This window comes from Mesorhizobium sp. B2-4-17, assembly GCF_006441275.1.
GTDB lineage: Bacteria > Pseudomonadota > Alphaproteobacteria > Rhizobiales > Rhizobiaceae > Mesorhizobium.
In genome coordinates this window covers 1-13,685 of sequence record NZ_VFUX01000048.1, presented here as the reverse complement: position 1 = coordinate 13,685, position 13,685 = coordinate 1, and the positions used below count along the sequence as shown (strand labels likewise).

The 13,685-nt window shown below is 63.1% G+C and carries 15 protein-coding genes; 5 read left to right on the top strand and 10 right to left on the bottom strand.

Annotation, left to right across the window (positions count from 1 at the left end; translation table 11 throughout):
• Nucleotides 1–26 precede the first annotated feature (26 nt).
• Nucleotides 27–488 carry a hypothetical protein gene (locus FJ548_RS27710; RefSeq protein ID WP_140779566.1) on the bottom strand — a complete coding sequence of 154 codons (462 nt, stop codon included), beginning with the start codon at nucleotides 486–488 and terminating at the stop codon, nucleotides 27–29.
• 384 nt (nucleotides 489–872) lie between these two features.
• On the opposite strand from FJ548_RS27710, the gene FJ548_RS27705 reads away from it, so the two are divergent.
• Nucleotides 873–1,037, top strand: coding sequence for a hypothetical protein (locus tag FJ548_RS27705; RefSeq protein ID WP_140493788.1), 165 nt, complete (start codon nucleotides 873–875; stop codon nucleotides 1,035–1,037).
• 52 nt (nucleotides 1,038–1,089) lie between these two features.
• On the opposite strand, the gene FJ548_RS27700 is transcribed toward FJ548_RS27705, so the two are convergent.
• Nucleotides 1,090–1,596: a DUF1993 family protein gene (locus tag FJ548_RS27700; RefSeq protein ID WP_140779565.1), complete on the bottom strand. Its 507-nt coding sequence runs from the start codon at nucleotides 1,594–1,596 to the stop codon at nucleotides 1,090–1,092.
• Nucleotides 1,597–1,738: 142 nt separating this feature from the next.
• On the opposite strand from FJ548_RS27700, the gene FJ548_RS27695 reads away from it, so the two are divergent.
• On the top strand, nucleotides 1,739–2,791 hold the full coding sequence (locus tag FJ548_RS27695) for a DUF1176 domain-containing protein (protein WP_140779564.1): 1,053 nt from the start codon (nucleotides 1,739–1,741) through the stop codon (nucleotides 2,789–2,791).
• A 32-nt stretch (nucleotides 2,792–2,823) separates the two neighbouring features.
• Here the strand turns inward: FJ548_RS27695 and FJ548_RS27690 are convergent, their stop codons facing one another.
• Genes FJ548_RS27690 through FJ548_RS27660 form a run of 7 tightly spaced genes read right to left on the bottom strand, consistent with a single transcriptional unit; the run spans nucleotide 2,824 to nucleotide 9,188 of the window.
• Nucleotides 2,824–3,711 carry an alpha/beta fold hydrolase gene (locus FJ548_RS27690; protein WP_140779563.1) on the bottom strand — a complete coding sequence of 296 codons (888 nt, stop codon included), beginning with the start codon at nucleotides 3,709–3,711 and terminating at the stop codon, nucleotides 2,824–2,826.
• 32 nt (nucleotides 3,712–3,743) lie between these two features.
• Complete coding sequence (locus FJ548_RS27685) at nucleotides 3,744–5,348, bottom strand: molybdopterin-binding/glycosyltransferase family 2 protein (protein WP_140779562.1); 1,605 nt, start codon at nucleotides 5,346–5,348, stop codon at nucleotides 3,744–3,746.
• The gene (locus tag FJ548_RS27680) at nucleotides 5,345–6,085 is read right to left on the bottom strand and encodes an XdhC family protein (RefSeq protein ID WP_140762168.1); all 741 of its coding nucleotides are present in this window, start codon (nucleotides 6,083–6,085) and stop codon (nucleotides 5,345–5,347) included. The genes FJ548_RS27685 and FJ548_RS27680 overlap by 4 nt, the downstream gene beginning before the upstream one ends.
• Nucleotides 6,086–6,089: 4 nt before the next feature.
• Nucleotides 6,090–6,428 carry an XdhC family protein gene (locus tag FJ548_RS27675; RefSeq protein WP_140779561.1) on the bottom strand — a complete coding sequence of 113 codons (339 nt, stop codon included), beginning with the start codon at nucleotides 6,426–6,428 and terminating at the stop codon, nucleotides 6,090–6,092.
• 50 nt (nucleotides 6,429–6,478) lie between these two features.
• Nucleotides 6,479–7,729 carry a VWA domain-containing protein gene (locus tag FJ548_RS27670; protein WP_140779560.1) on the bottom strand — a complete coding sequence of 417 codons (1,251 nt, stop codon included), beginning with the start codon at nucleotides 7,727–7,729 and terminating at the stop codon, nucleotides 6,479–6,481.
• A 5-nt stretch (nucleotides 7,730–7,734) separates the two neighbouring features.
• Nucleotides 7,735–8,664 (bottom strand): MoxR family ATPase, encoded by a 930-nt coding sequence (locus tag FJ548_RS27665; RefSeq protein WP_140779559.1) that lies wholly within the window; start codon nucleotides 8,662–8,664, stop codon nucleotides 7,735–7,737.
• Nucleotides 8,661–9,188, bottom strand: a complete 528-nt coding sequence (locus FJ548_RS27660; RefSeq protein ID WP_140699222.1) for a flavin reductase — start codon at nucleotides 9,186–9,188, stop codon at nucleotides 8,661–8,663. The genes FJ548_RS27665 and FJ548_RS27660 overlap by 4 nt, the downstream gene beginning before the upstream one ends.
• A gap of 180 nt (nucleotides 9,189–9,368) precedes the next feature.
• Here FJ548_RS27660 and FJ548_RS27655 point away from each other — a divergent pair, with 180 nt between their 5' ends.
• Together FJ548_RS27655 and FJ548_RS27650 are read left to right on the top strand one after the other, a co-directional pair.
• Nucleotides 9,369–10,442, top strand: a complete 1,074-nt coding sequence (locus FJ548_RS27655) for a branched-chain amino acid ABC transporter substrate-binding protein (protein ID WP_140779558.1) — start codon at nucleotides 9,369–9,371, stop codon at nucleotides 10,440–10,442.
• Complete coding sequence (locus FJ548_RS27650) at nucleotides 10,442–11,464, top strand: P1 family peptidase (RefSeq protein WP_140779557.1); 1,023 nt, start codon at nucleotides 10,442–10,444, stop codon at nucleotides 11,462–11,464. The genes FJ548_RS27655 and FJ548_RS27650 overlap by 1 nt, the downstream gene beginning before the upstream one ends.
• An 89-nt stretch (nucleotides 11,465–11,553) precedes the next feature.
• On the opposite strand, the gene FJ548_RS27645 is transcribed toward FJ548_RS27650, so the two are convergent.
• Entirely contained in the window at nucleotides 11,554–11,808 is a 255-nt protein-coding gene (locus tag FJ548_RS27645; protein ID WP_010909112.1) for a DUF2171 domain-containing protein, read from the bottom strand.
• Between the two features lie 283 nt (nucleotides 11,809–12,091).
• Between FJ548_RS27645 and purB the strand changes: the two genes are divergently transcribed.
• A complete protein-coding gene (gene purB / locus FJ548_RS27640; protein WP_140779556.1) occupies nucleotides 12,092–13,399 on the top strand; it encodes an adenylosuccinate lyase in 1,308 nt (435 codons plus the stop codon).
• The last annotated feature ends 286 nt before the right edge of the window (nucleotides 13,400–13,685 follow it).

Below are 13,685 nucleotides of genomic sequence, written 5' to 3'. Positions count from 1 at the left end.
CCGACTTTGAACGAATTGCGCTGCGTTTAGCGGCGAGCGCCCGCGACGGCGCGGCGTTTGGCGTCGTCGATCAGCATATTGGCGATCTGCATGCGGATCATGGCGTGCTGGCGCAGATGCGGGGCGACGCGATCGGGATGGTTGGTAAAAGCAAAGCTGCGGCGCATGCGTCCGAAATCGGCGGCGCCCTTGGGCTGGTCCAGTCCCAGTTCGGCTGCGATCGATTCGGGGTCGATCGGCGGCAATTTTTCCTCGGGTTTCGGTTCCTCGCCGGCCAGCGCCAGCCTGGCGTGGTCCAGCAAGGCGGCAAACTCGCTCGCCAGATCAGCACCTGCCTCACGATATTCGGCGGCGGATACTTTGATGCGGCCGGAATGGAGTTCATCCGCAACCGAGAGATAGTCGAAGGGAATGGACGGACGCGTGCCCGCCTCGTCGTCCTCTGTGCCGTCACCCTTTTCGGAGGCCACGAAGAGGTCGTCGAGCAACGAAGCGAAATCACGCTTGGCGCCGGTAGCGATATCAGCCTCCCCCTTGCCCGACTGTTCCGTTATCAGAACATAGAACCGGCTCGTTAAAAATAAATGCCACCGGTCTTGATGAATTTAGCCATTCGGAGGATCACACCCTGTTCCCAACAAAAGCCGGACTGCACTTTCGTGCAGCCCGGAAATTCGCCAGGAGTGCCGAGGAAAAACTGGCCACGTGCCGGCGTCCAAGCCTACGATTGTGCGGCGCGAAAGTTTCACCGGCGGCAAAGAAATTTTCATTGAAATCATCCCGGACATAGCAGGCATGCAAATGCTGCACTGCACAATTGTCACGATTCACCTATATTGGGATTCGTGGAGGACCAATCAGGAGCCTGAATCATGGGTTTCTTCACTGAAATGTTCGCCCGGCCACGGCCACAGGAACATCTGAGATACCGCGCGGCACTTGCGCTGCTTCATTCGATGAGCAACGCCGACCGCGCCGATATCGGCATCAAGCCAGCCGATTTTCCGCGCATCGCCCGCGAAATGTCCGTTCGCTAAGCTGGTTGTGAGATGTCCCGGATCGATCCGGGACATCTCAAGACCTCAATCCTCAACGCGTTCCGAGGAATGTCGCCTTGCCGAGCGGCACGCCATTGTGGCGCAGAATGTCGTAAGCGGTGGTGAGGTGGAAATAGAAGTTGGGCATGGCCAGATGCAGCAGATACTGCATGCCGCCCATCGTGGTTTCGCGTCCGCCGAGCTTCAACTCGATCGTCCTTTCGTCGGAACCGTCGATATCGGCGGCCGAAAACGTCGCCAGATGCGCGACCGTCCTGGCTATCCTCGCCTCGAGGTCGGCAAAGCTTGCCTCATTGTCCTCGTATTTCGGCACTTCGCGGCCGGCCAGCCGCGAGGGCGCGCCTTTGGCATGATCGGTCGCGATCTGCACCTGCCTGGTCAAGGCGAACATGTCGGGCGCCAGCCGCGCCGTCAGAAACACCTGCGGGTCGATCTTGCGGTCAACTGCATTCTGTTCGGCAGCTGCCAGAACACTGGAAAGTGCTTTCAGCCTGGCCGAGAACACCGGCACGGAAGCCTCATACATCGATATGGTCACGTCAAATCTCCTGTCCGGTCTAAGCGCCGTCGCGAGGAGCTAGCGCCTCAAGGCGCGATTCTTCAAGCGCCATGAGCGCCGCGTCACCACGCCGCCGCAATCGCAATGGTAGAATCTGCGTTATCGAACGCGGAGATTCCCGATGAGACGCGTCCTTCTCGCGGCGACTGCCCTTCTCTCCCTTGCCGCCGTCGGCCATACGGCACGTGCCGCCGGCGATGCTCCCGAAACACCCTATATCGACGACAGGTCGAGTGCCGAGGCGGTCATCCGTTCGCTCTACAGCGCCATCAGCCGGCACGAATTCGCCCGCGCCTGGGGCTATTTCGGCGACACCAAGCCGGCTAAGGATTTCGACAGTTTCGTCAAGGGCTATGACGGCACCGACAAGGTCGAGGTCGCGACCGGTGCGGTTTCAGACGAGGGAGCCGCCGGCAGCATATACTATAACGTGCCCGTCGCCATCCGTGCCACGGACAAGAACGGCGGCGAAAAGGTCTTTGCCGGCTGCTACACGCTGCGCCAGGTGAATGCCCAGGCCCAGGCGGAGCCGCCTTTCGATCCCATCCATATCGAGAAAGGCGCGCTGAAACCTTCCACCGCCGATTTCGAAGGGGCGTTGCCGCCAAGCTGTGGCGACGGACCGCCGCCGCCCAAGAAGGACACCGCGCTCGAACAGGCCAAGAAGGCTTTTCTGGCGACGTATGGCGACCAATGCGACAAGAACCTTTTGGCCAGCGAGCCGGAAACTTTCTCGATCAAGTACAGGGACAAGGATGCGGCCGCCAGCGATCCCGACCGGGAAGCGCGGCTTTTCCATTTCTCCTGCTCGGTCGCCGCCTACAATGAAAACTCCATCTACTACATGAGCGACGATGTATCAGGAGTGCGGCAGTTGCAGTTCACGGAGCCGGAGATGGATATCCGCTACGTGAACAACGACAGCGAGGGCAAGGTCGAATCCATGCACATTGTCGGCTTCCGGACGACAGGCTGGGCGACCAATTCCAGCTATGACAAGGATGCCCACACGATCACCACCTTCAACAAATGGCGTGGCGCTGCAGATGCCTCTTCGTCGGCCACCTATCTGTTCCGCAATGGCGATTTCTCGCTGGTCCAGTATGATGTCGACGCGTCCTATGACGGCGAGCAGAACCCGCAGACCGTCGTCGACTACAACACCGCGCCCTGAAATGTCGGTGGGCTTCTCCCAGCCAGCGGCGGTCAAGGTGACTTCGACAGCATCCAGTTGAGCGTTCCCCGCCAGTCGGCCATGCGGATCGGCGTGCCGTGCGTGCCGGTCTCGAAACGGACGAAGCGGGTCGGATAGGTCTTCGATTTGGCCAGGATCGAGCGGAAGAAGGCTTCCTGATTGGCGACGGGAAAGACCACGTCGTGACTGCCCTGGCCGAAGAACACCGGCACGCGGCGTTTGAAAGCGGGGCTGGCGAAAAAGCTGTCGTCCCACAGCGAACCGAGCAGCAACAAGCCATCGATGCGGGCGCCCGTGTCCTTGCGTCCGGCAAGCTTCCAGCACAGCGCGCCGCCCATGGAGCCGCAGGCGACGAAGATCTTCGCGCCCGGAGACTGTTCGGCATAGTGATCGATCAGGGCCGCGACCTGCGCGGCGCCCTTGTCGCCGAAATCGGGGAAATCCGGAGAGAGATAGAGGCCGCCATTGCCGGCCATCAGGTTCTTGATGCGGTTGAAATTGCCGCCGAAAGTGAAGTCGTCGACGCCCTGCTTGCGGCTGCCGCCCTGTCCGTGCAGATAGAGCACGATGATGGCAGCGCCTTGCGTCTTGCCGACGGCGACATGCCTGACATCGCCGACGTCCGTCTTCAGCATCAGATCCTGCTGCACCTTGCGTACGCCGGTATCGGCATATTGCGGATGCACGCGTTTTTCCGGCACCTCGTCGCGCTGGTTGATGTCGCGCATTTCGCGGTAGTCGATGACCGTGTAAGCGCCATTGGTGTCAGACGAGAGCGTGGCCGGATAGGCGAAGAGATCGTCCTTGAAGGGTTCTAGTTCAAGCGCATTGGCGGCAGTGCAAAGAGCGAATGTCGCGACCAGAAGGCCATGGAGCGGGGAGAGGATACGAAAAGCCATACCTCAGCCATGCGTAATACAGCTTGGGTTTGTCAATCCTGCAGCACGCCGCCGGCATCTTCCAGCGCCTCGCGGGTGTCGACATCGACTGACGCGCCCTCGCCGATCTCGACATCGATGAGCCCTTCGGCCTCGACCAGATGGCGGGCACCGGTATCGCCTTCGAGATGGGCAATCGCCGGGAACAGCGAGCGTGGCAAAAGCACCGGGTTACCGCGCTTGCCCCCATGCGAGGCGCGAACCACCGAATTGCCTCCAGCCTTGCGGAACGCATCGATCAGCCTGTCGAGGTCTTCGGGCGCGACACCCGGCATGTCTCCCAGCACGATCATCGCACCGGCCATGTCATGTGGCAGATAGGCAATACCGGCTCTCAGCGAAGTGGACAGGCCATCGGCAAAATCGGGATTGTCGGCGAAGGTCACGTCGAGACCCGACAACGCCGCCCGTACCCGCTCGCGCTGATGACCGGTGACGATGATCGTGCCCGATGCCTTCGAGGCAAGCGCACGCTCGGCGGTGCGGCGCACCAGCGGTTGGCCATCGAAGAGCGCCAGAAGCTTGTTCGGCCCTCCCATGCGGCTCGACCGGCCGGCCGCCAGAAGCACGATCCCGACCTTGAGCTTGCTCTTGGCGGGCAGCGGCTCGCGCGGCTGCGGCCGCGTCGGGATTTCCATCAACAGCCCGCCGACCCCCATACCGGCAATGTCGCGGGCGGTGACGTCGAGGCCGGCAATCAATCGGTCAAGCACCCAGTCGAAGCCGTTTTCCTTGGGACTGCGGGCGCAGCCGGGCGCACCGATGACGCGCTTGCCGGCAAGCGTGCCGAGCACCAGCAGATTGCCAGGATCGACTGGCATGCCGGCGCGGATGACGGTCCCCCCCGCCATTTCGATCGCCGCCGGAACGACATCGGCGAAATCGCTCATCGCCGAGGCGCCGAAGATCACCACAATGTCGTTGTCGCGCGCCAGCGAGTTGGCAGCCTCGGCCAGCGGCGCGATCTCGTGTGCCGTGCGGCGCTCCGCCGTCAACCTGCCGCCCGTGCGCGCCAGCCGTGCCTCGGTGACGCGCAAGGTTTTGTCGAGCACACCGGGCTTGATGCCCGGCAGAACCGTCTGGATGACACCGACGCGCACCGGTCTGTAGGCGTTGACGGCGAAGATCTCTCCGCCGGCACAGATTTCCGTCACGGCGTCGACAAGTGTCGAGGCGACCGCGAACGGGATGATCTTCACCGTCGCGATCATCCGGCCCTTCTCGACCGGCGCGTGCTGAGCCAGCGTCGCGATGGTGATGGCGGGATCGACAGCGTTGATGGCGTCGATCATGGCGGCATCGACCGTGAAGATGCCGGCCGCCCTGGCATGGAGATTGACCCGACCGGTGGCGGCGGGCCTGGCCTCGACGCCGCTGAAAATCATGCCCTCGGCGATTCTCTGCGCCGCGGCGTCCTCGCCGAGATCACCCGAAGCCAGCACGGCCGCAACGACCTGCGATATCCCTGCCGCTTTGAGTATGGCGACATCTTCGGCGCTCAACCTGTGGGCCTTGCGAAAGCGCTTTTCGCCGGCGGTGGTGGCATGCGCCAGCACCGCGCCTTCGGCCGCCTCAATCGGAATCGGACCGAATTTCACGCCACCGCGCCCGCAGAAGGCCGCGCGTCCACCTGGACGCGCGATGCAGAGGCATCGAGGCCGCGCGAGCGGAAGGCTAAGATGGTTTGCGCGAGAATGGCGACCGCGATCTCGGCGGGGCTCGCGGCGCCGATATCGAGCCCGATCGGCGCGTGGATGCGGGCGACCTGTTCGGCACTCGCGCCAAGCGCCAGCAGGCGCTCGACTCGCTTGGCGTGCGTCTTGCGGCTGCCAAGCGCCCCGACATAGAAGCAGTTGGCGTCGAGTGCGGCTTTCAGGGCGAAATCGTCGATCTTCGGATCATGGGTGACGGCGGCAAGCGCCGTGTAGGCGTCGAGCGGCTGGCGCTTCAATACATCTTCCGGCCACTCGGCATGCAGGGCGACATCGGGAAAGCGGTCCGGTGTAGCGAAAGCGGTGCGCGGATCGATGATCTCGAGGGGATAGCCGGCGATCCTTGCCATCGGCGCCAGCGCCTGGCTGATATGAACGGCGCCGATCACCACAAGGCGCGGCTGCGGCAGATGCGCATTGAGAAAGATGGTCCGTCCCTCCGCTTCGACGGAACCGGAGTTGCCTGATCGGAAAGCCCTGGCGATTGCTGTTCCGAGCTCGCCGGCAACCTGATCGCCCTCACGCACGATACGATCGCGGCCGTCACCGAGATCGGTGACGAGGATCGCCGCGCGGCGGGCGCGTCGTTCAGCGTTGAGGGTCTTCAGCGCGTAGGGATCCATCGGATCAGCCTAGCCTTTCCACATAGACCTTGATGCGGCCGCCACAGGACAAGCCAACCTGCCAGGCGGTGTCGTCGGCAACGCCGAACTCCAGCATCCTTGCCTTGCCGGAGCCGATGACGTCTATCGCCTCGGCCACCACGGCGCCCTCGACGCAGCCGCCCGAAACGGAACCGTGGAAATTGCCGTCCGCATCGATGACAAGATGGCTGCCGACCGGACGTGGCGCCGAACCCCAGGTTTCGACCACGGTCGCGATGGCGACATCCTTGCCATCCTTCATCCAGCCTTCCGCGATGATCAGCGGATCGCGGGCCTCATCGAGATAAATGTTGTCGCTCATCGTCGCTTCTCTCAGGGTCTGTTTTTCCAAGGAACCGAGAAAACATATGGCTATGCCGCACGCCTCGCGCCAGCATCCATCCATCGCCGCGGATCGACTGAAAGCGCCGACTTCTTGTCCAGCGAGGCGCAGAGGTCGACGAGCGCATCAAGATTGTGCACAGAGCGGAATTCGTCGACATGCGGCAGCATCGCCTTGACGCCACGGGCGCGCGCCTGAAAACCGTCAAACCGCAACAACGGGTTCAGCCAGATCAGCCGCCTGCAGGACTTATGCAGCCGCTCCATCTCCTGCGAGAGGCCGGTGATATCGTCGCGCTCCAGCCCGTCGGTGATCAGGAGCACGACCGCGCCCTGCCCCAGCACACGCCGCGACCATATCAGGTTGAATTCGGCCAGTGTATCGCCGATGCGCGTGCCGCCCGACCAGTCCTTGACCACCGCCGAACAGTCGGCGAGTGCCGCGTCGGGGTCGCCGTGTCGCATCTGCCGCGTCAGATTGGTCAGCCTGGTACCAAAGACGAAAGTGTGCACGCGCCGGCGTTTTTCCGTCAGCGCGTGCAGGAAATGCAGGAAGATGCGCGTGTACTGGCTCATCGAACCGGAAATGTCGGCCAGCACCACCAGCGGCGGGTGGGCCTCGCGGACCGAACGGAATTTCGGCAGGATCAACTCGCCGCCGGTGCGCGCGGCCGCGCGCATCATGGCGCGCGGATCGATGCGGCGGCCATGCGCATCGGCCTTGAAGCGCCGGGTCCGTACCAGGTCGACAGGCAGCCTCAACTCCGCGATCGCCTTCCTGGCGTCGGCCATCTCGGCGGCGTTCATCTGGGCAAAATCCTTGTCCCGCAACACCTCGTTACCGGAAAAAGTGAAGCGGGCATCGACCTCGATCTCGGGAACCTCCCGCGGCGGCTGGTTCTTCCGATGGCCCTCGAACAGCGCCTGGCTGACGCGGTTCTCAGCCGCGCGTGGCTTCTGCTTCTCCCTGGCGTCGGGCGCTACCGGCGAAAACATTGCCAGCAGTTTCTCGATCAGTTCGCGCGACTTCCAGAACAGCCGGAAGGCTTCGTCGAAGGTCGGGTGATCCTCATGCCGTGACACCAGCACGGCGTGCAGCGTCCAGTAGAAATCGTCGCGCGAGCCGATGCCGGCGGCGAGCACCGCCTCGATCGCGTCCTTGACCGAGGCCGGCCCGACCCGCATGCCTGCCTTGCGCAAGGTGCGGGCGAAATAGACGATGTTATCGGCGATGCGGCCGTCCGCCGTCGCCTCTCTGGGGTCGGGACGCGGCGCCTTCATTGCCGCTACTCCGCCGCCGCGAGTTCGGCCTTGACCTCGTCGAGGATGCGCCGGCCCTCGCCCGCGCCGATGCGGGCAATGTCGTCCTGGTATTTCAACAGCACGCCGATCGTGTCGGATACGGTCTCGGGATCGAGCGCCACCTTGTCGAGTTCGGTCAGCGCGCCGGCCCAATCGATGGTCTCGGCGACGCCCGGCACCTTGAACAGCTCCATCCGGCGCAGCTTCTGGATGAAGGAGACCACCTCCGCCGAGAGCCTCTGGTTGGCCTGCGGCACCTTGCGGCGCACGATCTCCAGCTCGCGCTCGGCATTGGGATAATCCACCCAGTGATAGAGGCAGCGCCGCTTCAGCGCGTCATGGATCTCGCGGGTGCGGTTGGTGGTGATGATGACGATCGGCGGTTCTTCCGCCTTGATGGTGCCGAGTTCGGGCACCGTCACCTGGAAGTCGGACAAGATTTCGAGCAGGAAGGCCTCGAAGGCTTCGTCCGTGCGGTCGAGTTCGTCGATGAGGAAAACCGGGGCCGCCCCCGCTTTGCCGGTCAACGCGTCCAGCACCGGGCGGCGGATGAGGTATTTTTCGGAGAACACGTTGCGTTCCATGGCGGAGCGATCGACGTTTCCAGCCGCCTCGTCCATGCGGATCTCGATCATCTGCGCGGCATAATTCCACTCATAGACGGCCGAGGAGACATCGAGCCCCTCATAGCATTGCAGCCGGATCAGCCTGCGGCCGAGCGCCCTAGCCAACACCTTGGCGATCTCGGTCTTGCCGACGCCGGCCTCGCCCTCGAGGAACAGTGGCCTGTTCATGCGCAGCGACAGGAAAAGCACGGTGGCCAGCGACCGGTCCGCCACATAGTCCGCGCCGGTCAGGAGATCGAGCGTCTCGTCGATCGTCCGCGGCACGGCTCGCGGTCTCAAATCGCTCATTCCTTCTCCGTGGGCGCCGCTGCCCCACTGTCAAGAACGTGGTAGCCGCGTGCGTGATAGATCAGCGGCCGCAAATTATCGCCCATGCGCAGGCCTGTCACCTTGCCAAAAAGCACACGATGGGTCGCCAGATCCTTGGTGTCGATCAGTTCGCAGTCGAACACCGCGAGTGCCCCCTTCAACGTCGGCGCGCCGGTGGAAATCACGTCCCATTCGCCGAGCGCGAAACGCTCCTCGACCGGCAGGCCGGTGATGCCGGAAAACCCAATCGACAGCGGCTGCTGGTGCGACGCCAGCGTGTTCAAGGCAAATCTGCCGTTCTTTACGAAAGGCTCGTTCTTGGGATTCTCTCGGTTGAGGCAGACCAGGATGGTCGGCGGCGTGTCCGATACCGAACAGGCAGCAATCACCGTCGCGCCACGCTTGCCCGCCGGCCCATCCGTGGTGACCACATGGACGTGACCGGCAAAATGGCTCATCGCGTCGCGATAGGCCTGCGGTCCAATATCATTCTTCTTCAGCACCGGAATTTTCCACAGCCAGAAACCCTACCGCTATATATGGCCAGACATGACATGCCACAAGCGAAGTGCTTGGCCCATATCCCTGAATTCGCGTGTTGCACCAAGGCCGGGCACCCTTTAGGTCTTGGCGGGGATTGGCGCCTGCGTGATGTCGCGGGCTTGGAGGGACTCTTCGAAAGGATGCGATCCGGGGCAACGATATCCGCCGCACTGGCCTGGCTGTTCGTGGCCAGCACGGCTAGCGCTGAGACGCTCACCATCGGCGTCGCCGCGCCCCTGTCGGGACCATCGGCCATCCTCGGCAAGCAGATCGAGACCGGCGCCGAACTTGCGGCGGAAGCAAACGGCATTGAACTCAAGACCGAGGACGACGCCTGCACCGCCGATGGCGGCGCGGCCGCGGCCAGGAGCTTCGCGGCGGCCAAGGTCGGTGTGGTGGTCGGCTTTCTCTGCACGGAGGCGATCGAGGCGGCGTTGCCGATCCTGAAGGACGCCAACATTCCGGTCCTCACCGTCGGTGTGCGAACCGAAAGCCTGACCGACCGCCGCGCCAAGACCGGCTGGCCGGTCTATCGCCTCGGGCCGCGCGGCGACGATGAGCGCAATGCCGTTGCCTCCTCCCTGACGCGCCTGTGGCAGAACGAGCTTTTCGCCATCATCGATGACGGCACCATATATGGCCGCGAGATCGCCGAGACATTTCGCGCGGCGGCGGAACAGGCGGCACTGAAACCTGTCTTTGTCGACACGTTCCGGCCACAGCTCGACAACCAGATCGGCCTCGTCGGCCGGCTGAAAAAGGCCGGTGCCACCCACGTCTTTGCCGGGGGTGACGGGAATGACATCGCGATCATGGGCCGCGATGCCGCGCAACTTCAAGCCGGCATCGTCTTTGCCGGCGGTGAAAATCTGCGCACGCCGCCGAGCGATGTTCCCTATGCAACGGGCACGTTGATGATCGCGCCGCCCGAATGGGCCGATGTCGCCGACCCTAAAGTGCTGGAAAGCTTTTCCGCCCGAAAGATCGTGCCGGACGGCTACACGCTGCCGGCCTATGCGGCGGTCGAGATCGCCAAGGCGGCAGCGGCTTTGTCCGACAGCTCGGGAAAGTCGCTCGCTGACGCCCTGAGCGGGCATGATTTCACCACCGCGATCGGCCCGATCCGCTTCGATGCCAAGGGCGACCTCAACCAGAGCCTTTACCGCGTCTTCCGCTTTGACGGCACGCGCTTCGTGCCCCTGGAAAGCAACTGATGTTCCGCACCGGTCCGCGCAATCTGATTACCGATGTCGCCGGCCTGCGCGTCGGCAACGCGACCGATACGAGACTGAAGTCAGGCGTGACGGCTGTGCTTTGCGACGAGCCGGCGGTGGCTGGTGTGCAGATCCTGGGCGGTGCGCCGGGCACACGCGAGACGGACCTTCTCGAACCGCACAATTCGGTCGAGACGGTCCACGCCATCGTGCTTTCGGGCGGTTCGGCTTTCGGCCTCGACGCGGCGTCCGGCGTGCAGGCCGCGCTGCGCGAGCGCGGCATCGGATTTGAGGTCGGCGGCTTTCGCGTGCCGATCGTGCCGGCCGCGATCCTGTTCGATCTGCGCAATGGCGGCGACAAGGATTGGGGCCGTTATCCCCCATACCGGGATCTCGGCTACGAGGCGGCGCAATCCGCCGCGACCGATTTCCAACTCGGCACTACCGGCGCCGGCACCGGCGCGCTGACCGCGGGGCTGAAGGGCGGCTTGGGTTCCGCGTCGACCCTGCTGGACAGTGGCGTCACCATCGGTGCGCTGGCAGCCGTCAACCCGACCGGATCGGTCACAGTCAGCCACACCCGCCATTTCTGGGCGGCGCCGTTTGAAATCGGTGACGAATTCGGTGGGCTTGGGTATCCCTCACCCGTGCCGGACGATGCGAAGAGCATCTTGCTGAAGTTTCGCGACAGGCATGCCGGGCAGCAGATGGAAACCGGTGGCAACACGACGATCGCCGTGATTGCCACGGATGCCATCCTCACCAAGGCCGCGGCAAAACGCCTGGCGATGTCGGCGCATGACGGCTTCGTGCGCGCCATCTGGCCGACCCACACGCCGGCCGACGGTGATCTGGTGTTCGCGCTGGCAACGGGCAAGAGCGGCATCCGGCTCGAAGCCGATGCGGCAATCGACCTCTATGCCGCGGCCGGCGCCACCATGGCACGCGCCATCAGCCGCGGCGTGTTTGCCGCGACGCCAGCCGACAATGATCTGTTTCCCGTCTGGTCATCGCGTCGCTAAAACGGGTTGCCGTTTCACGCAAACGGCAACCCGTTCTATCTCGTTGTTGTGTTGACGTAATCCCGGATGGGATTGGCCGAAGCCGTCAATCAGACCGGATCCGACTTCTCTTCCTCGAACGTCACCGCGACATCGGAATTCGCCGACAGCCACACCTTCTTGCCATCGACTTCGGCAACCAGGGCCAGAGGAATGTAGTGGTGATGGCCCTTGTGAGCGCCCTCGCCGCTATCAGCCTTGGTCAGTTTGATACGCTGGCCGTCGACCTTGTCGACGGTGCCTAAATGCACGCCATCGGCGCCGACGACTTCCATATGTTCACGAATTTTACTGGTGTCGGTCATGGGGGGTTCTCCATTTGGGGACTGCCGACAATAACAAATGACAATCCGTTTGGATGCATTTTTTGGCCAGACGAGATTTTGATTCGGTCTTTGACCCGACCGCCGGATTGGAAACCTTGCAATCCTACCATGCCGAATGGCAGGCACCCCGTCTTCGCCTCACTGGCTCTGTTTTCCGCCTTGTTTGTCGCGGGCCTCCGCTTTGGGCGGCAGCAACATTGAGCATTTTGCCCGCCTCTGTTAGGACGCGGCCAACGCAACGCGAAGCTGGAAATCGATCCGTATGATCCCTCGCTATTCCCGGCCGGAAATGGTCGCCATCTGGTCGCCCGAAACCCGGTTTCGCATCTGGTTCGAAATCGAAGCCCATGCCTGCGACGCCTTGGCCGAACTCGGCGTCATCCCGAAGGAAGCGGCGAAAACCATCTGGGAAAAGGGCGGCGCGGCGAAATTCGACGTCGAAAAGATCGACGAGATCGAGCGCGTCACCAAGCATGACGTCATCGCCTTTCTGACCCATCTCGCGGAATTCGTCGGACCCGACGCGCGTTTCATCCATCAGGGCATGACGTCTTCGGACGTGCTCGACACCTGCCTTGCGGTGCAACTCACCCGGGCCAGCGACATCCTGCTCGCCGACATCGACGCGCTGCTTGCCGCGCTCAAGCGCCGTGCCTTCGAGCACAAGGACACTGTCACCATCGGCCGCAGCCACGGCATCCATGCCGAGCCGACGACCTTCGGCATCAAGCTGGCGCAGGCCTATGCCGAATTCTCGCGCTGCCGCGAGCGGCTGGTTCACGCGCGGGAGGACATCGCAACCTGCGCGATTTCAGGGGCGGTCGGCACCTTTGCCAACATCGAGCCCTATGTTGAGGAGTATGTGGCGGCAAAGCTCGGGCTGAAGCCTGAGCCGGTGTCGACGCAAGTGATCCCGCGCGACCGCCACGCCATGTTCTTCGCCACGCTTGGCGTCATCGCCTCGTCGATCGAGCGGCTTGCGATCGAGGTCCGGCATCTGCAGCGTACCGAGGTGCTGGAGGCGGAGGAGTATTTTTCCCCCGGCCAGAAAGGCTCGTCGGCCATGCCGCACAAGCGCAATCCGGTGCTGACGGAAAACCTCACCGGCCTGGCCCGCATGGTGCGTTCCATGGCCCTGCCGGCGATGGAAGATGTGGCGCTTTGGCACGAGCGGGACATCTCGCATTCCTCGGTCGAGCGCATGATCGGCCCGGATGCCACGGTGACGCTCGATTTCGCGCTGTCGCGGCTGACCAGCGTCGTCGACAAGCTGGTCGTCTACCCCGAGAACATGCTGAAGAACATGAACAAGTTCCGCGGCCTTGTGCATTCGCAGCGCGTGATGCTGGCGCTGACGCAGGCCGGCCTGTCGCGCGAGGACTCCTACCGGCTGGTTCAGCGCAACGCCATGAAAGTGTGGGAACAAGGCGCTGATTTCCTTGAGGAGCTTTTGGCCGACAAGGACGTGACTGCGGCCCTGCCGGAAGCGGAAATCCGCGAGAAGTTCGACCTGGGTTACCACACCAAGCATGTCGACACGATTTTCAGGCGGGTGTTCGGCGAAGCTTGAGGCGAGCCTTCTCCCCGTCTAAGGCAGCGCCAACAGCTACAGTTGCGCATCGGAGGGAGCATTGTTGCTTGAAGCAGCGCCTACCAAACTTGCTTGGTGGGTCAGCGCCGCCGCTCATTGCCCTGCCGGGCATTTCTCCCCGTACAGTGACCAGGGCTATCGCATATGGAGGCCGAGGCTTTCGCCCTACGAGTACCCCCACCCCTAACCCCTCCTGTTTGTGCCGGAGACAAGGTGGACAGGTGTTCGGGGACATCGTGGACACATTTTTTCATCATGATGAGAC

Excerpts from the sequence above, each read along its gene's own strand:
- FJ548_RS27705 (WP_140493788.1), top strand. The coding sequence starts at position 873 with ATGGGTTTCTTCACTGAAATGTTCGCCCGGCCACGGCCACAGGAACAT.
- FJ548_RS27695 (WP_140779564.1), top strand. The coding sequence starts at position 1,739 with ATGAGACGCGTCCTTCTCGCGGCGACTGCCCTTCTCTCCCTTGCCGCC.
- FJ548_RS27690 (WP_140779563.1), bottom strand. The coding sequence starts at position 3,711 with ATGGCTTTTCGTATCCTCTCCCCGCTCCATGGCCTTCTGGTCGCGACA.
- FJ548_RS27680 (WP_140762168.1), bottom strand. The coding sequence starts at position 6,085 with ATGGATCCCTACGCGCTGAAGACCCTCAACGCTGAACGACGCGCCCGC.
- FJ548_RS27675 (WP_140779561.1), bottom strand. The coding sequence starts at position 6,428 with ATGAGCGACAACATTTATCTCGATGAGGCCCGCGATCCGCTGATCATC.
- FJ548_RS27670 (WP_140779560.1), bottom strand. The coding sequence starts at position 7,729 with ATGAAGGCGCCGCGTCCCGACCCCAGAGAGGCGACGGCGGACGGCCGC.
- FJ548_RS27665 (WP_140779559.1), bottom strand. The coding sequence starts at position 8,664 with ATGAGCGATTTGAGACCGCGAGCCGTGCCGCGGACGATCGACGAGACG.
- FJ548_RS27655 (WP_140779558.1), top strand. The coding sequence starts at position 9,369 with ATGCGATCCGGGGCAACGATATCCGCCGCACTGGCCTGGCTGTTCGTG.
- FJ548_RS27650 (WP_140779557.1), top strand. The coding sequence starts at position 10,442 with ATGTTCCGCACCGGTCCGCGCAATCTGATTACCGATGTCGCCGGCCTG.
- FJ548_RS27645 (WP_010909112.1), bottom strand. The coding sequence starts at position 11,808 with ATGACCGACACCAGTAAAATTCGTGAACATATGGAAGTCGTCGGCGCC.
- purB (WP_140779556.1), top strand. The coding sequence starts at position 12,092 with ATGATCCCTCGCTATTCCCGGCCGGAAATGGTCGCCATCTGGTCGCCC.